Source organism: Corallococcus sp. AB018, from assembly GCF_003986945.1.
Lineage (GTDB): Bacteria > Myxococcota > Myxococcia > Myxococcales > Myxococcaceae > Corallococcus > Corallococcus exiguus.
This window is the reverse complement of the sequence record NZ_RAWR01000011.1, coordinates 18,594-35,392: the sequence shown is the minus strand read 5'-3', so window position 1 is coordinate 35,392 and position 16,799 is coordinate 18,594. Positions and strand designations below refer to the sequence as shown.

Below are 16,799 nucleotides of genomic sequence, written 5' to 3'. Positions count from 1 at the left end.
GGGCTCCGTTTCAAGAAAGACGCAAAGGGTCAGCGGGTCTCGAGCCCGCGAAGAAGGGTGGTGATGGCCGTCGTCAATTCAGCGGTGAAGTCCACGCGCAGGGGCGCCATGTGCGGCAGCGTCAACACCTCGCGCGCCACGGGCGCGATGTCCGCCATCTGCCGCAGGCCTGTTACCAGCGCGTGCACGTAGCGGATGAGCTGGCCCGCCGTCTGGGGTGTGAGGAAGGGCAGCCGCTGCTGGAGCAGCGTTGACGTCGTCCCCATGGCCACCAGCACGCGCTCCTTGAACGCTCGCGCCTGCTCCACGGTCACGTTCTGCTCCAGCACCGTCTGCGCCAGCGCCAGGAGCCGCGTGAAGGTCTCCTCGCCCTTCAGCGAGTCGGCCACCGTGCGCGCCAACTGGTGGCCCGTCCACGTGCCGTCTTCCGCGAGGCGCCCGTTCAGCTTCGCGAACCACGCGGTGAGCAGGTCGTCCAGGAGCGCCAGGAACAGCGCCTCCTTCGTCGGGAAGTAGAGGAACACCGTCCCCTTCGCCAGGCCCGTGCGCGCCGCGACGTCCGCCATCTTCACCTCGGCGAACGACGTGGCCTCGAACAGCGCGCGCGCCGCGTCCAGCAGCTCCCGCCGCCGCGCTTCCTTGTCCTCGTCCCGCCGCGCCCGCAGTGGGACGACCCGCTTCGCGGCCAGTGCTCCCGCCATGACCCGGAGTTAAATGACCGCCGGTCACCGGTCAAGCCGGCGCCTGGGTCTCCTTCCACCGCAGGACGTTCGCGAGGGGAGGGGGATGGTTTCGTGTAATCCAGTGTGCGACGCTGGGTGACATGATGAGGCCCATCGACGCGGAGCTGCTGTCGGGGAGCGCGCTGTACCAGGAGGTGGTGCTGCGCAAGCTGGCCCACGCGCGCGAGTCGGTGTGGATGGCCACCGCCAACGTGAAGGCCATGTACGTGGAGCGCTCGAAGGGGGCCTTCGTTCCGCTCCTGGAGGTGCTGGATGGGCTGGCCGCCCGGGGCGTGGCGCTGCGGCTGTTACATGCGGAGCTGCCCAGCCGGCCGTTCCGGGCCGCGTTCGACGCGCGCTCCCGGCTGGTGAAGGGGGGCCTGGAGCTGAAGGTGTGCCCGCGCGTCCACTTCAAGGCGGTGGTGGTGGACGGCGCCTGGGTCTACCTGGGGAGCGCCAACCTCACCGGCGCGGGCCTGGGCGCCAAGGGCGACGACGTCCGCAACTTCGAGATGGGCTTCGTGACGGAGGACTTCGACACCATCGACCGGACCACCGCCCTCTTCGAGGCTGTGTGGACCGGCGCCGAGTGCCGGGGATGTCGACTTCGCGCGGTGTGTCCTGACCCCATCTTGCCCTCCGGCGGCGGACAGGCGAAGAAACGGGGACGGGACGCGGTGCGTTTGGGGAAGTCCCGCCGGCTGCGACGTCCACGGGAGGACTCGACATGACGCTGTACTTCGCGCCGCGCAGCGCGGCCGGGCGGTCCGGGCCGGGGTGACGTCTCCAACCTCCAGCGCGTGGGACGACGCGAACGCGGATGTCTGGGCCCGCCGGCGGGTCCGGCGCCGCACGTATTGGTGGTGCGCGCTGATCATCGCGCTGGGCTCGCTGGCACACCCGTTGGTCCTGGGTGGCTTCCGCGCGGATTACCTCCTGGTGAACCTGGGTTGGACCGTGTCGTTCCTCGTGCTGGGGACCGCGGTCGGCGCGGGGTGGCTGCGCCCTCCGTTCAGCGGCATCACGGCGGGCGTCGTCAGCCTGACCTCGCTCGCCGTGTGCATCCAGCTCACTGGAGGCCTGTCCAGCCCGCTGTTCCCGTCGTTCTACACGGTGCCCCTCTTCGTCGCCGTCTTCGTCCCGGGCCAGCGGCTGCCGGTGTGGTCCGCCATGGCCGGCACGTTGGTGGCGGTGCTGCTGATGATGTGGCTGGCGCACGCGCCCTGGATGGCGTTCGTCAGCCAGTGCATCAGCCTCCTCTTCGTGTTCGCGGTGTCCGCGCACGGCGCGGAGGCCTTCCGCAAGCTGCGCGCGGCCGAGCGCAACGCGCACCTGGAGCGCGTGGAGGCCCTGCGCCAACTGGCGGAGAGCGAGTCGCGCCGCGTGCGCGTGGAGCGCCAGCGCGCGGAGGTGGAGCGGCTGGTGGTGGTGGGGCAGCTGGCCGCGGGCGTGGCCCATGAGGTGAACAACCCGCTCGCGTACGTGAAGTCGAACCTGCACTACCTCCAGGAGGAATGGGCGCACGGCTCGCCCGATGACCTGGAGGACGTGCTGCGCGTGCTGGACGAGACGCAGCAGGGCGTGCTGCGCATCCAGCAGATCGTCACCGACCTGCGCCTGTTCTCGCGTGAAGCCCCCGACGAGCTGGAGTCCTGCGACGTCGCGCAGGCGCTGGCCGAGGCGCAGCGGCTGGCCTCGGTGCGCCTGCGCAGCCTGGGCGTGGTGGAGCGCGACGTGGCACAGGGGCTGTCCCCCGCGCGCGTCACGGCCCGCCACCTGGTGCAGGTGCTGGTGAACCTGCTGCTCAACTCCGCGGACGCACTGGAGGCCGCCCGCTCCAGCAAGCCCGCGCACGTGATGCTGCGCGCGCGCATGGAAGACGGCCGCGTGCGGGTGGAGGTGGAGGACAACGGGCCGGGCATCCCCGAGGCCGCGCTGTCGCGCCTCTTCGAGCCCTTCTTCACCACGAAGCCGCCCGGCAAGGGCACCGGCCTGGGCCTGGCGCTCTGCCGCGACTACGTGGCGCGCGCGGGCGGCACCCTGGACGCGGAGAACCGCGCCGAAGGCGGTGCGCGCTTCATCCTCCGGCTGCCCATCGCCGGAGCTGCATCCCCCCCTGTCCACCGCGAAGCACCGGCGCCCGTGGACGCGAACGCGGAGCCCGCGGCCGAGTAGCCCCCTTCAGCGCTTCATCGCTCCAGGGCGTGCGCCACCTGACCCAACAGGCGCAGGCGCGGGGAGTCCAGCTTGCGCACCGTGCGCAGCAGGCGGCGCACTTCCGGACGCTCACGGTACTCCGGCGGATCCTCCGCCACCTGCGGCGCGCCGTCCTCCGTCACCGCCGCCGTCGCGCTCAGCCCGAGCAGCACGTCCGACGAGCAGCTCAGCACGAGGCACAGCTTCCGCAACGTCCGCACGCTGGGCAGCATGTGCCCGCGCTCCAGCCGCCCGTACACCTCGGTGGCGATGCCAACGCGCTCGGCGACATCGGCCTGCGTCAGCTCCAGCCGCTGCCGGGCCACTCGCACCGCGTTTCCAATAAGGGTTGCCAGTCGTTGTTCCATGGCGTGGAAAACCTGTCGAAAGAGGAGCTTCTCCCCCCGCTTTTCAGACGGAGAGGTACCGGGGAGAAGTCGCTGCCTTGCGTGACCTCGTGAGACACAGATTAAGAGTGGGGTCTGACATCTCCGGGCGTTCGGACGGGGCCCGCAAACCCTCGACAATCCGCCGTTTCCGCCGTTCCCACGCGCGCGTCTGGCAAGGCTTCCCGGGTGTTTTTTCTTGCGCGTCACGCGCGCCGAACCGGGGTGGTAGGCGGGCACGCTTCCGCCCCTCCCAAGACGTCACGGGAAGGCCTTGAGAGGTCGCCCGACGTGGCAGGTAGCTTCGTGCGATTCGCGGCGACTTCGCGGGTCCGGGGAGACCGCGCGCTTCCGGCGGAAGGGGCCGGAAGCGGGGCTCGACACCCGGGTTGCTTCAGTGCTGCTTCAGGATTCGGACGGCAGCGCGGCGCGGGCCTCGGAGTACTCGCGCACCATGCGGTCGACGACGGTGGCGGCGGGCAGCACGTCCTTCACGAAGGCCACGCCCTGGCCCGCGCTCCAGGTGTCCTTCCACGCCTTGCCCTGGCCCGCGCGGAAGCGCTCCAGCGCGCTCTTGATGAAGTTGCCGTGCACGCCGGTGACCTCCTTCGTGTACTCCAGGTCCTCGGGCCCTGAGTCCACCAGCGCCTGCTTGTAGTCGGGCGCGGCGCCGGCCTCCTCCGTGGCCAGGAAGCGCGTGCCCACGTACGCGCCATCCATGCCCAGCGCGAGCGTGGCGGCCAGGTGGCGCCCCGTGGACAGCGCGCCCGCGAGCACCACCGGCACGCCCAACTCCGCCTTGAGCCACGGGCCCAGCACCATGGGGCTCAGGTTGCCCGCGTGACCGCCCGCGCCGCTGCCCACCGCGACGAGCGCATCCACGCCGGCCTTCACGGCCTTCTCCGCGTGGCGCAGCGAAATCACGTCGCTCCACACCTTGCCGCCGTACGCGTGCACGCGCTCCACGATGGGCGTGGGGTCGCCCAGGCTGGTGATGACCAGCGGCACCTTGCGCTCCACCGTCGCGGCCACGTCCTCCTCCAGGCGCTCGGCCCACTTGAGGATGAGGTTCACGCCGAAGGGCACGTCCTTCGGGAACGTGTTCAGGAAGTCCCGGTACGCCTGCGCGGTGCGGTAGTTCAGCGACGGCACCGCCCCGATGGCGCCCGCGCGTCCGGCGGCCTCCAGCAGCGCCGCGTTGGACACCAGGAACATGGGAGCGGCGATGATGGGATAGCGAATGCCCAACATCCGGGTGACCGCGGTATCGATGCGCGAAGGGGCCATGCGCGCATTGGAGCATGCGTGCGCGCGAGCGCGAGGCCGAAAAATCGGCCCGGGCGGCGTTGTCAATCACAGCGTGCCCCAGCAGGGGAAAACCCCTGGTGTTTCCGTGGTTTACGTAGCACGTAGGGCTGACATAAGGTGCCTGCCCCGGCGGCGAGCCGGGAAACCGGGGAGTCCCTTCGGTGAAGCGAACCGGGGAGCGCCGCCGAGCGCCTTCGCGGGGAGGCGAGAGCCAGTCGTGAGTGACGAGCGTCCGGACGCGCTGCTCAAGAGCGCACTCGAAAAGATCGTCTACTTCGAGGCCCGTGCGCAGCAGTTGCATGGCGAGCTGGCGTCCACGCGCGACGAGCTTTCGCACCTCAAGGAGGACCTGTCGGAGCGGCACCAGCGTGAGCTGGACCTGCGCCGGGAGGTGGCCTCGATGGAGGTGAAGAGCGCCCGCGCGCAGGCCGAGCGCGAGGAGCTGTCCCGGCTCAACCACGCGCTGCGACTGGAGCGCGACCAGCTGATGGCGAAGCTGCTGGACGCGAGCCGGATCCACTCCTCCGGGCAGTCACGCGCCATGGCTTCGGACGATGACGACGAGCTGGGGTTCGACCTGGCGTCGTTCATCTCCCAGCTGCGCAGCGAGGTGATCCTCCGCGGGGACGTGCCGGCGATGCGCGCGCCCTTATACGGGCCGGCGGTGCCGCTGAAGTCCTCCGATCCGAACGTGCCGTGGGCGGAGCGCCCCGCGCCGGCCATTCCGCCCCGGGCTTCGACGGTGTCGTCGGGCGCGGCGGAGTCGGGGCTGTCGCCGGTGGCGCGCGAGGCGCAGCGGCTGCAGAGCGAGGGCCGCCTGCGGGTGAGCCCGGAGCAGATGGCGGAGCTGTCCGGGCATACGGGCAGCACCACGGACGAGACGCTGTTCGGGTTCTCCGTGCGGGAGCTGTCGGCGGCGGACGCGGCGGCGAGGGTGCGGGCGGCGGAGCGGCTGAAGGCGCTGGCGCATCCGGCGGCGGCACCCGCGTTGGCGGCGGCGCTGCACGCGGAGACGGACGCGACGGCGCAGGTGGCGCTGGTGCAGGCGTTCGCGGGGCTGTGCCGGGAGGAGGGCGCGTCGGTGGTGTCGCCGCTCCTGTCGTCGCCGGTGCCTGAGGTGCGCATCGCGGCGTTGAAGGCGCTGCTGGTGCTTGCCCCGAATGACGCGGCGCCGCACCTGGCGCAGGCGATGAAGGATTCGGACCGGTCGGTGCGCCGGCGCGCGTCGCTGTTGGCCCTGGGGTTGGAGGGGGAGACGGCGCGGCGGCTGGGCGAGGACGCGATCCACGACACGGATCCGGAGGTCCGCGCGCTGGCGGCGCTGGCGCTGGGCGCGGGCCGGGGCGAGAACGCTCGGATGCTGCTGCTGGGCGCGCTGGACGACGGCGAGGCGCGCGTGCGCAAGGCGGCGGCGCAGAGCCTGTCGCGCATCCTGGGGCACGACGTGTCCGCGGTGGTCGCGCTGGATGATGCGCACCGGCGCCGGGAGATCCGTCGGCTGGCGACGCTGCCCGTGAAGCCCGTGCGCGCGACGCTGGAAGTGAAGCCCGTGCGCGCGGCCCCCGTGGTCGCGGAGATGGCGCAGCCCGTGGCGGTGAATGCCGTGCAGCCTGTGACGGTGGCGCAGGTGCCGCCGGTGGCCGTGATGGGCGCGCCGCAGGTGAGTGCCCCGGTCGCGGCGGCGCAGCCCCTCCCTTCGATTCCCGCGCACGCGGCCGTGCCGGTGTCGCTCGCGGATGTCGCCGCGAACACCTCGCAGTGGACCGCCACGCCGATGGCCGCCCCCGCGCTCGCGGTCGCCACCGTGGGGGCGGCCCGCTCCGCCCCGGTCGCGATGCACGCCGCGGCTCCGGCGCCCGCCCGGGTCGCGAACGGTGGTCCCGTTTCCTTCGCTTCGGGTCCTGCCGCGCCGCCGTCGCGCCCGGTAGCCCCCGTTCCTCCCGCCGCGCCCGCGCAGCCCGCCGTGCGGCGGACGCCCGTGCAGGCCGCGCTGGTCGCCATGGGCGCGCCTCCTCCGGCCCGGGCTCCGGCGCCTGCCGCCCAGCCGCCGGTTCCTCCCAAGCGCGGACCGTCTCCCGTGGAAGCGCTGTGTGGGGCGATGTTGCAGGAGGTGCGGGTCGCCGTTCGCGGACGCTCGCTCGCCGAGCTGACGTCCGGGCTGTCCGCTCCGGCGGAGCTGGCCCAGGAGGCTGTTGCCCTGCTGGTGGCCCGAGGGGCCATCGTGCGAAGGGGGCACAAATACTTCGCCGCTTGAGGCAAGGTGCAACCCGCCCAGGCCTCACACGTCATCCGAAGGGTCGTTCATGGAAGCGCCGACGTACAGCTCGAAGCAGGTAGCCGAGATGCTCGGCGTGACTCCGAAGTCCATCCCCTCGGAGCTGCGCAAGGACGCCTACGGCCCGGAAGACGTGTGGGAGCTGCGCACGACGCTCAACAAGTTCCCGCCCACCGCGGGCCTGCGCCGGCAGCTCTTCCTCAACTTCAAGGGCGGCACCGGCAAGACGTCCCTGTCCACGTCCTACGCGTGGCGCCTGGCGGAGCTGGGCTACGCCGTCCTCCTCATCGACCTGGACAGCCAGGGCCACGCCACCAAGTGCCTGGGCTACGAGGGCGAGGACTTCGAGAAGACGCTGCTGGACGTGCTCGTCCGCAAGACGCCGCTCGCGCAGGTGGTGCAGAAGTCCACCCTGCCCAACCTGGACTTCATCCCGTCCAACCTGAGCATGTCCACGGTGGACCTGGCGCTGATGCCCATGGCCGGCCGTGAGTTCAAGCTGCGCAACGCGCTCAAGGACGTGGAGTCGCAGTACGACTTCATCGTCTTCGACGCGCCTCCGTCCTTCGGCCTGCTCAACCTGAACGCGCTGATGGCCGCGAACGACCTGTTCGTGCCGGTGCTCGCGGACTTCCTGTCCTTCCACGGCCTCAAGCTGCTGTTCGAAACGGTGCAGAGCCTGGAGGAGGACCTCAACCACGTGCTGGACCACGTGTTCATCGTGGTGAACTCCTTCAACGCCACCTTCAAGCTGGCGAAGGAGGCGCTGGAGGCGCTCCAGACGCACTACCCCGAGTACCTGCTGCCCACCATCATCCGGCAGTGCACCAAGTTCGCGCAGGCCTCCAGCGAGGGCCGCCCGGTGTTCGTGGCGGACCCCACGTCCAAGGGCGCCAATGACATCCAGGCCATGCTGGACAACGTGCTGCCGCGCCTGGTGGCCGCGCACGCCGCGGCGGTGAAGGCCGGCACCGCGACGAAAGCCGGCTGAGATTTCCCCATGAAGAAAGCCTTCGAACAGAACGTGTCCCGCGCGAAGCCGCGCCTCCGCCTGGGGGCGCTGACGGGTGCCCTCGACCCGGCCGACCCCACGGGGACCGCCGCCGCCGCGGAGCCCACCACGCCGGAAGCGACCGCGCCCGTCGCGGAGTCGCCGGACCTGTCCTCCGAGGTGCGCTCGCGCATCGAGCGCCGCGCCGGCCCGCGTCCCACCGCCGCCGAGGCGATGGAGGCCGCGCTGAACGCACCGCCCAGGCACACCGCGCCGCCCGCCGCCGCGCAGGGGCTGCCGGCGGTGACGGCGCCCTCGTTCTCGCCGGTGTCCCACGCGCTGTCCGCGCTGGTGTCCCCGGAGGCTCACCGCGAAGAGGAAGAGGCTGCGCCCGCGCCGTGGCTGGACTCGGACTCGCAGGAGACCGCGCCCGGCTGGAACGTGGCGCAGGAGACCGCGCCCGAGGAGTCCGTCTGGGACGCGGAAGCCGTGCCGCCGGTGTCGCACCGCGAAGTGGCGGAGGCCGTCGCCGCGTCCGCGTGGAACGTGTCCGTCGCGCAGCAGCGGGAGTCCGCGGTCGAGGCCTTCGGCCAGGAGCCCCTGGGCGCCGAGCCGACGCCCACGCACGAGGAGCCGCCTCCGCCCGCCGCCGCGCGCTGGGATGCGCTGACGGCGCGTCCGGAAGCCGCCACGCATGTGGACCCGACGCGCGTGGCGCCCCTGGCCCACTCCGTGACGCACACGGAAGCGCTGCGTGCCGACGTGGCCCGCGTGGAGCACCCGGCTCCGGTTGTTCCGCGTGCGGAAGCCGTCCCCGCGCCGGTGCCTCCCCAGGCGGAAGCCCCTCGCGCCGACACTCGGGGCGCGCCAGTCACCTTCGCCTCGCCGCCCCCGGCGATGGCGCAGGCGGAAGCCCCCCGGGGCATGCCGGCCACGTTCGCGGGCCCGCCTCCCGGAGTACAGTTCGATGGACGGATGGGCGTTCAGGCCCTCCGCATGCCTTCCGAGGCCGAGCCCATGACGACGTACGTTGCCGTCCAGGCCTCCACCGTCACCACCACCGAGACGGTGGCCCGACAGGAAGCCGCGCCCGCCCCCGTCGAGGTGCAGACGCCCGCGCCTCCCCGCGAGGACGACTCCGAATCCCGCCGCGAGAAGCTCAAGGCCCGCCTCAAGGCCGTGCGCGAGAACCCTCGCCCGGAGCCGCTGCCCGCCACCGTCGCGGAAGCCGGTCAGCGCGCCGTGGAGCGCATCACCCACCTCCAGGCGGAGCTCACCAAGGTCAAGGCGGCCAACCTCACGCTGACCCAGGACCTCGAGGTCGCCCGCCGTCAGGCGGAGAAGGCCACCGAGGAGGCCCGCCTCCGCATGGACGAGGCCCGCCGCCTGTCCGCGGAGATGGAGGGCCGCGTGAAGCTGCTCGCCGACCTGGAGCGCGAACTGGCCTCCCTGGAAGGCGAGCGCGACGAAGCGCTTCTGTCCCTCCAGGAGTCCCGTCAGGCCCTCCAGGCCGCGGCGAAGGAGCACGAAGCGCTGGAGCAGGTCGTGACCAGGGGCAAGGCGGCCCTGGCCGACAGCCTGGCGGAGGAGGAGCGCCTCGCCGTGGAGCTGGAAGGCGCCAAGGACGAGTCCTCCTCCCTGCGCCGCGCCGTGGAGACGCTGCAGGGCGAGCGCGACGTGCTGGCCCAGCAGGTCGCGTCCCTCACCGCCGAGCGTGCCGAGCTGCTGGAGGCGCGCAAGGCCCTGGAGTCCGTGCACCGCGCCTTGAGCCAGGCCACGGTGCGCTGAAGGCCTCCGCCTACTTCGCGTCCTTCGCCACGCCCGTGGACTTCTTCACGGGCCCCACGACGGCGAAGGCCGCGGGCAGGGCCGGCCGCTGGAGCGACGCGACGTCCACCCGCGCGAGCGGATCCGCGTTGTTCCGCCGCGCTTCGACGAGCCTGGAAATCTGCTCCCTGCGGTCCTTCGCGCTGGGGTGGTTCGCCAGGAGTCCGCCGCCCCCGGTCGTCTTGCCGAGCAACAGCGAATACTCCCCCGGGTCGTAGCCCGCGGACAGCAGCAGCTCCACCGCGAGCGCGTCCGCCGCCAGCTCCTCGTCCCGGCGGTTGCCCTTGCCGAAGGCGTCCACGGTGCCTTCGACCATCTTCCCCATCAGGCCCGTGTCCGAGTCCAGGTCCAGCCGTCCGTCCGCCCGGCTCGCGCCCACCACCTTCGAGGCCACCGTGGACACCACGGCGCCCGTCACCGCGGCGCCCTTGCACGTGCTCACCTTCACGGAGACGTACTGTTGCAGCGCGTGCTTGAGCACGATGTGGGCAATCTCATGCGCCAGCACGCCCGCGAGCTGCGCCTCGTTGTCCACGCCCTGGAGCAACCGGCGCGTGACGAACACGTAGCCACCGGGCGCGGACAGGGCGTTGAAGTTCTCCGCGTCCTTGAGCACGCCGAACGTCCAGCTCAGCTCCGGCCGGGGGGACTGCATGGCCAGGTTGCGGCCCACCGTGTTGACGTAGGCATTCAGCTTCTCCTCCGCCGCGCCTGACAGCATCAGCCCGCCGCTCTGCTGCGCCCAGTGGATGGCCAGCGCGCTGCCCAGCGCGTACTCCTCCTGGATGGCCGGCTCCACCTTCAGCTTGTCGCAGGACTCCACCTTCTCCGCCGCGGTCGCCAGCCGGTTCGCGTCCTCGCCCAGGTTCGCGGCCCTCAGGCCCTTCGCCATCTGGGCACAGGACGTGAGGCACAGCCCCAGGCCCGCCACCGCCAGCAATCCCATGCGCGAGCGCATCACTTCACCGCCTTCTTCGCCTGGGGGCCCAGCTTCGTGTTGGGCGCCACGACCGGGAACAGCCCGGCCTGCTTCACGTGCGCGTCGATCTCCACGGGCGTGACCTTGAGGGCCAGGGCCTCCAGCGCCTTGATTTGCGACACCGCGACCGCGTAGTCGCCGCCCTTCTCCTTGCCGTACTTCTCCGCGCCGGGGCTCAGCGCCTTCACCGCCGCGCCGCTGGACACGAAGGAGGCCGTATCGATGCCGCGCGTCTTGCCGTCCTTGGACACCAGCTCCATGTCGGGCGGCTTCGTGGACAGGTTCGTCTGGAACACGTAGCCGGCCTTGCCTCCGGGCTCCGTCACCTGGTGCCACTGCGCGTTCTTCGGGTCCGCGCCCTTCCACGTCACCTGCTGCCCGGGCTGGAGCACCGCCACCACGTCCGCCGTGGGCACCGCGCTCTTGAGCACGCGGGTGTTGCGCGCCTTCACGTAGAGCTTCTCGTCCTTCTTCACTGCCCACGCGGCCGTCGCCGGCAGTCCCAGCGCCAGCAGCACGACGCCCCAGGTCCATCGTCTCATCGTCATCCTCCCCAACCTGATACGCCGTCACTTCTCCAGATTCGCGACGCCATCGAACTTCTCCGGGGGCGTCTCCTGATACTCGCGGCAGCGCTCCAGCAGCTTCGCCGTGGGCCCGTCCTCCGGCGACCGGGCGGCCTCCGCCTCCAGCACCTTCACGGCCTCCGCGAAGCGGGCCTCACGGTACAGCCCCAGGGCCTCGTGGTAGCGCGCCACCGTGTGACGGGTGGACGCGTCCAGCTGGCCCTTGAGCGCGAGCAGCTCGTACACCGTGACGGCCTCCGTCTTGCCCGCCACCCGCACCCGGTCCAGCTCGCGCACCTCGATGTGCTCGTGCGCCAATTCGTACGTGCGTGGGCCAATCATGATGACCGACCCGTAGGCCTTGTTCGCGCCCTCCAGGCGCGCGGCCAGGTTCATGCCGTCGCCAATGGCCGTGTAGCTGAAGAGCTGGTCGCTGCCGAAGTTGCCCACGAAGTTCACCGCGCTGTTCACGCCGATGCGCGTGTACACGTCCGGGAAACCCTTCTCGCGGAAGTCCACGCGCAGCGCCTCCACGGCAGCCTTCGCCGCCAGGGCGCCCCGGCACGCTCGCACGGCGTGGTCCTCCTGGGCCATGGGCGCGCCGAAGAGGCACACCACCGCGTCGCCGATGTACTTGTCCAGGCAGCCGCCTTCGCGCAGCAGCGCCCCGCTCACGGTCGTGAGGTACGTGTTGAGGATGCGCACCAGCTGGCGCGGGTCCTCCTTGAAGCGCTCGCTGAAGGTGGAGAAGCCGCGGATGTCGCTGAAGAACGCGGTGATCTCCTTGTTCTCCCCATCCAGGCGCGGCAGCTGCCGTGAGCGGATCATCTGCTCCACCAGCTTCGGCTCCATGAAGCGGTGGAACGCCTGCCGGATGAACTGGGTCTCGCGGTTGGCCACCAGGTGGTTGAACGCCAGCGCCGCCACGCTCGCGCCCACGCCCGCCAGCGCGGGCATCGCCATCAGCACGTGCGTGTGCGCCGTCTTGAGCAGCAGGCCCGTGAGCACGTGCAGCCCCAGAATCAGCGCCACCGGCCAGGCCACCTCCAGCGGTGTCCAGCGCGCCGTCATCAGCAGCACCACGGACACCAGCGCCACGAAGAACGTCAGGCCCAGGTCCACGGCCAGGGGCGCGCGGGTGATGAACGTGCCCGACAGCAGCGTGTCCACCACCGTGGCCTGCTTCACCAGCCCGGGCTCCGCGGCGGAGAAGGGCGTGGCCTTGATGTCGTTGAGGCCCACCGCCGTGCCGCCGATGACGACGACCTTGTCCTGGAAGATGTCCGCGGCCAGGTCCAGCTTTTCGCCCTTGGAACGGTGGATCCAGTCGTTCAGCACGTCGAAGAGGCTCACCGCCACGAAGCGTTTTTCCAGCGGACCGCCGTAGTCCAGCGCCGCGCTGCCGTCCGGGTCCACGTGCCACGTGTGCTCACCCAGGCGGAGGGTGCGGCCGGAGAACACGACCTCCTTCGCGCCCAGCAGGTCCGCCATCATGCGCACGGGCAGCGTCACGTAGGTATTGGTGCCGTCCGTGTACGCGAAGCGCGTGCGGCGCATGGAGCCATCTCCATCCGCCTCCATGTCCACCAGCCCGACCCCGTTCACCGCGCTGACCAGCGCGGGCGTCGGAGGCACCGGGTAGCGGGGCTTCGGTGTCGGCTTCGATGGCATCTGCCCAATCCTGGGCAACGGCTCCCCCTCCGCCCGACGCGCGGGGAAGGCGAGTGCCCGCGCCAGGGCTCCGGGCGTCAGCACAGGCGTGGCCGGAGCGGGTGCTTCCTTGAACTCCTCCTCTTCGGGGAAGGAGTCGTCTTCTGGAGGGCTGGCGGCGGGAGCGGCCTCGGGAACGGTCAGCGGCACGGGGGCCTGGAGGTCCGCGTGGACGAGTCGCTTCGCCGACTCGCTGGTCGACATGCCCAGGTAGAAAGGGAGGCCTGTCTCACGCAGCACCTGCGCGAAGCCCAGGTCCACGGACTCGTCGGCCGTCCGCTCGTCCATCACCGCGTCGAACAGCACGGCCCTGGCTCCTTGGGCCTTCAGCTCCTGCGCGATGCTCGCCCACAGCGTGCGCGTGTACGGCCAGTTGCCGAAGTTGATCTGGAGCTGCGCGTTCTGACTGATTTCATCGATGGAGTCCTGGTCGATGGCCACCACGACCACCTGCTTGGACTCTTTCCGGCCACCAGTGAACCGGACCAGGGCTTCGTCGTAGGCGATGTGCTCCGTGCTCTCGAGGACCTTCGCCTCCTCGCACGCCCACGCGATGAGTGTGGCTGCCAGCGCGATGCCCAGCATCGCGCGTCCGTGATGGCGCCAGCGCTCCTGGATCAGCTTCCACGTCTCACCCGCCACGGACCCTCCCCACGAGGTCGATGGCGAGACGCTACTCCGGGAGATGCCCCCTCGGCACGTGCGGGGCAGGACGGAACTGGACCTTCATCCAGGAGGACCCAGAGAGGCCTGCGAAGCAGGAGACCCGGCGAGCCGTCGCAGTCCCTGGAGGCCTGCGGGCGACGGCTGCCCGTCTGTTGCCGACGGCGCGTGGCCCACAACCTTCAACTCCATGGGACCCGAGGCGGTGACCTTCATCGCCCGCGTTTCAATGCCCTGTCCCTGCCCTGAAGGAGTCACCTCGTGGCCCTGGACCTGTTCAAAGAAAAAGGCGTCCCCGTGGAGCGTCAGGCCTTCACCTGGAAGGACCTCGTGCGGCGGCCCTACAGCAAGATGGACGACGACGCGTTCACCCGGACGCGCGTCATCCTGATGAACGGCATCGAAGCGGATGCCCTGCGCATGAAACACATCTTCGCGCGGCTCAGCCTGGAGCTGCGTCCGCACCTGGCGCTGGTGCGCCGCGCGGAGCACCACCAGCAGACGCTGGTGAACTGGCTCACGCCGCCGGACCAGAAGGTCATCGAGACCACGCTCGGCTTCGAGCAGCTCGCCATTGAAGTCACGGCCAGCGTGGCCATCCACGAGCCCGACCCCTATCTGGCCCAGACGTACCGGTTCGGGATGCTGGAGGACTTCGACCACCTGTACCGCTACTCCGCGCTCTACGATCGGCTGGAAGGCCAGGACCCCAACAACATCACCCAGTCCTATACGGACATCATTCCGGGCCGCCCCACGTCCGTGGAGCACCGCCATCCGCTGGACGACCTGCGCCGCCCGTATGACCGCAAGGCCGCGGATCCGCTGTCCAAGCTGCACGCGATGACCATCACCGCGTCCGAGTTCCAGACGCACGACTACTACATGACCGTGGGCCCCACGTTCACGGACCCCGTCGCGCGGCAGCTCTACGCGGAGATCGCCTCCATCGAGGAGCAGCACGTCACCCAGTACGGCTCGCTGATGGACCCCGGCGAGTCCCTGCTGGAGAAGTGGATGCTCCACGAGGCCATGGAGGTCTACAACTACCACTCGTGCCTCGCGTACGAGACGAACCCGCGCATCAAGGAGGTGTGGCAGCGGTTCGTGGACTACGAGCTGGGACACCTCCACTACGTGATGGAGCTGTTCAAGAGCCTGGAGCAGCGTGACCCCGCGGAGGTGCTGCCCCGCACGCTCCCGGAGCCCATCGCGTTCAAGGAGCACCGCGAGTTCGTGCGCAAGGTCCTCTCGCAGGAGGTGGACATGCGCTCCGACGGCACCGAGTACGTGGACAAATCCCAGCTGCCTCCGGACCACCGCACGCTCGTGTACCAGGCGCAGCTGAACTCGGAAGGGTCGCCCTCGGAGACGGCGGCGGCTGGATACAAATGGAGGCCGGGCACGGAGCTCGCCGCGAAGGCGGAGCGCATGGGCTCGGTGCTGGAAGGCAGGAGGCTGCAATGAGCAAGGACACCGTCGCCGACGTGGGGATGAACCGCACCGGTATCAAGACGTCACCCGTGGACAGCAAGGACATCATCGCGGAAGCGGAGCGCGCGGAGCCCAGCAGCCCGGGTGACGCGCAGGCCATCGCGGAGGTGCGCAAGCAGTACATGCGCGAGGCCGGTGACGGCCTGGGCCGCGTCCCGCCGCCCGCGAGCCTCAAGGGCATGGCGAAGACCGCGGTGGACATGCTCAAGGGCGGCAAGCCCACCGTGCTCATCGACAAGCTGGGCGAACGGCTCGCCTTCGAGCGCACCGGCGTCCGGCTCTACGAGGGCGCGCTCTCCAAGCTGGAGGTCTTCGGCAGCTGGGAGGGAGGCCCGTCGCGCGAGCTGCTCATGAAGATCCTCGATGATGAGCTGAGCCACTTCGCGCTGCTGACGGAGGCGCTGGAGAAGCTGGGCGCGGACCCCACGGCGATGACGCCGTCGGCGGACCTCACCTCGGTCATCTCCATGGGCGTGCCCGCGGCCATCTCCGACCCGCGCACCAACCTGCGGCAGGCCACGCAGGCGCTGCTGGTGGCGGAGTTGACGGACAACGCGAGCTGGGAGCTGCTCATCGACCTGGCGCGCGGCCTGGGCCATGACACGCTCGCGGACCGCTTCACGCTGGCGCTGGACGCGGAGGCCGAGCACCTGGCGTTGGTGAAGGGCTGGCTCGCGTCAGGAGTGGCCACGGAGGCGCGTGCCCCCATGGACTCCGCGTCCGTCCCCGCGCAGCCCTGAGGCCAGCCGGGCAGGCAGGCGGACATGGCAGGCCGTTGTGCGAGGACACAGCTTGTGGGCTCGCACAACGGCTTCGTCACGTCCGGGAGGAACGACATGCAACTCAGCGAGCTGGGAGGCTCCGAGGGCCTGGAACACAACGCCACGCTCAACCGTGAATCGCTGGTGGCGCTGGGTGCCTTCAGCGCGCTCACCGCGGGCGCGGTCTTCCTCAACGCGCGCAGCACCCGCGAGGCCGTGGAGGGCCGCTGGTACAAGCACTTGAAGAAGCCGCCCTACCAACCGCCGCGGCAGGCCTTCGGGCCGGTGTGGACGGCGCTCTACGGACTCATCGCCGTGTCCGGCTGGCGCATCTGGGGCTCACCGGCGGGCGCCGAGCGCTCGCGCGCGCTGGGCCTGTGGTTCGTGCAGCTGGGGCTCAACGCCGCGTGGTCCCATCTGTTCTTCCGCAAGCGCCAGCTCAAGGCCGCGGCGGTGGAGAACTGGGCCTTGCTGGGCAGCATCGCGGCGTATACCGCCGCCGCCAGCCGCGTGGACCGCAAGGCGCCATGGTTCATGGCTCCGTACCTGGGCTGGGTGTCCTTCGCCAACGTGCTGTCGACCGACATCGCCCGGCGCAATGCCTGACGCCGGGCGCCTCCTCCTCGCGCGCTAGTTGCGCATGCGCGAGGGGGGAGCCGCGTTGAAGGACAGCACGGCCGCGAAGTAGCGCGCCTGGTTCTCCGAGGTGCAGCGCACCTCCTGGACGCGCCCGCCGACCTTCACCCGGACAAGCCACCCCTCGTTGTCCTGGCTGACAGGGGACTCGCTCTTCATCGTCATGTTTTCCATGGGTCTTCTCCCTCCCGTGCCCTCACATGAGCAGGGGGCGTGCCAGGGCTGGGGAGCGTGGGATTCCAGCCCTTTGCATGCAGCCTTCGTCCGGGGCGGAGAGGCAGGGCT

Annotated in this window: 15 protein-coding genes; 8 read left to right on the top strand and 7 right to left on the bottom strand. The window is 70.6% G+C overall.

Annotation, left to right across the window (positions count from 1 at the left end; all coding sequences use genetic code 11):
• Positions 1-29: 29 nt before the first annotated feature.
• Positions 30-701, bottom strand: coding sequence for a TetR/AcrR family transcriptional regulator (locus tag D7Y11_RS04280; protein WP_126933083.1), 672 nt, complete (start codon positions 699-701; stop codon positions 30-32).
• A gap of 125 nt (positions 702-826) precedes the next feature.
• Here D7Y11_RS04280 and D7Y11_RS04275 point away from each other — a divergent pair, with 125 nt between their 5' ends.
• Both D7Y11_RS04275 and D7Y11_RS04270 read left to right on the top strand, forming a co-directional pair.
• A complete protein-coding gene (locus D7Y11_RS04275; protein WP_120574727.1) occupies positions 827-1,453 on the top strand; it encodes a phospholipase D-like domain-containing protein in 627 nt (208 codons plus the stop codon).
• A 46-nt stretch (positions 1,454-1,499) separates the two neighbouring features.
• Positions 1,500-2,897 (top strand): sensor histidine kinase, encoded by a 1,398-nt coding sequence (locus D7Y11_RS04270; RefSeq protein ID WP_126933082.1) that lies wholly within the window; start codon positions 1,500-1,502, stop codon positions 2,895-2,897.
• Positions 2,898-2,911: 14 nt separating this feature from the next.
• Here the strand turns inward: D7Y11_RS04270 and D7Y11_RS04265 are convergent, their stop codons facing one another.
• Both D7Y11_RS04265 and D7Y11_RS04260 read right to left on the bottom strand, forming a co-directional pair.
• On the bottom strand, positions 2,912-3,286 hold the full coding sequence (locus D7Y11_RS04265; protein ID WP_120574700.1) for a helix-turn-helix transcriptional regulator: 375 nt from the start codon (positions 3,284-3,286) through the stop codon (positions 2,912-2,914).
• Positions 3,287-3,709: 423 nt separating this feature from the next.
• On the bottom strand, positions 3,710-4,591 hold the full coding sequence (locus D7Y11_RS04260; RefSeq protein ID WP_126933081.1) for a nitronate monooxygenase family protein: 882 nt from the start codon (positions 4,589-4,591) through the stop codon (positions 3,710-3,712).
• Between the two features lie 238 nt (positions 4,592-4,829).
• Between D7Y11_RS04260 and D7Y11_RS04255 the strand changes: the two genes are divergently transcribed.
• From D7Y11_RS04255 to D7Y11_RS44100, 3 genes are read left to right on the top strand one after another with little or no spacing between them, the layout of a single operon-like run.
• Positions 4,830-6,866, top strand: coding sequence for a HEAT repeat domain-containing protein (locus tag D7Y11_RS04255; RefSeq protein WP_126933080.1), 2,037 nt, complete (start codon positions 4,830-4,832; stop codon positions 6,864-6,866).
• Positions 6,867-6,915: 49 nt separating this feature from the next.
• Positions 6,916-7,878 (top strand): ParA family protein, encoded by a 963-nt coding sequence (locus D7Y11_RS04250; protein ID WP_120574697.1) that lies wholly within the window; start codon positions 6,916-6,918, stop codon positions 7,876-7,878.
• Between the two features lie 9 nt (positions 7,879-7,887).
• Complete coding sequence (locus D7Y11_RS44100; protein WP_233607193.1) at positions 7,888-9,666, top strand: hypothetical protein; 1,779 nt, start codon at positions 7,888-7,890, stop codon at positions 9,664-9,666.
• Positions 9,667-9,676: 10 nt separating this feature from the next.
• Here the strand turns inward: D7Y11_RS44100 and D7Y11_RS04235 are convergent, their stop codons facing one another.
• Genes D7Y11_RS04235 through D7Y11_RS04225 form a run of 3 tightly spaced genes read right to left on the bottom strand, consistent with a single transcriptional unit; the run spans position 9,677 to position 13,602 of the window.
• The gene (locus tag D7Y11_RS04235; RefSeq protein ID WP_233596629.1) at positions 9,677-10,663 is read right to left on the bottom strand and encodes a M48 family metalloprotease; all 987 of its coding nucleotides are present in this window, start codon (positions 10,661-10,663) and stop codon (positions 9,677-9,679) included.
• The gene (locus tag D7Y11_RS04230) at positions 10,663-11,226 is read right to left on the bottom strand and encodes an SH3 domain-containing protein (protein WP_120574725.1); all 564 of its coding nucleotides are present in this window, start codon (positions 11,224-11,226) and stop codon (positions 10,663-10,665) included. The genes D7Y11_RS04235 and D7Y11_RS04230 overlap by 1 nt, the downstream gene beginning before the upstream one ends.
• A 27-nt stretch (positions 11,227-11,253) precedes the next feature.
• On the bottom strand, positions 11,254-13,602 hold the full coding sequence (locus tag D7Y11_RS04225; RefSeq protein ID WP_126933079.1) for a CHASE2 domain-containing protein: 2,349 nt from the start codon (positions 13,600-13,602) through the stop codon (positions 11,254-11,256).
• 282 nt (positions 13,603-13,884) lie between these two features.
• On the opposite strand from D7Y11_RS04225, the gene D7Y11_RS04220 reads away from it, so the two are divergent.
• From D7Y11_RS04220 to D7Y11_RS04210, 3 genes are all read left to right on the top strand, one after another.
• Complete coding sequence (locus D7Y11_RS04220) at positions 13,885-15,090, top strand: hypothetical protein (RefSeq protein WP_126933078.1); 1,206 nt, start codon at positions 13,885-13,887, stop codon at positions 15,088-15,090.
• Positions 15,087-15,857, top strand: coding sequence for a ferritin-like domain-containing protein (locus D7Y11_RS04215; protein WP_126933077.1), 771 nt, complete (start codon positions 15,087-15,089; stop codon positions 15,855-15,857). Before D7Y11_RS04220 ends, D7Y11_RS04215 begins: the two co-directional genes overlap by 4 nt.
• Before the next feature lie 96 nt (positions 15,858-15,953).
• Positions 15,954-16,484, top strand: coding sequence for a TspO/MBR family protein (locus D7Y11_RS04210; RefSeq protein WP_120574724.1), 531 nt, complete (start codon positions 15,954-15,956; stop codon positions 16,482-16,484).
• A 24-nt stretch (positions 16,485-16,508) separates the two neighbouring features.
• Here the strand turns inward: D7Y11_RS04210 and D7Y11_RS04205 are convergent, their stop codons facing one another.
• Positions 16,509-16,688, bottom strand: a complete 180-nt coding sequence (locus D7Y11_RS04205) for a hypothetical protein (RefSeq protein WP_126933076.1) — start codon at positions 16,686-16,688, stop codon at positions 16,509-16,511.
• Between the last annotated feature and the right edge of the window lie 111 nt (positions 16,689-16,799).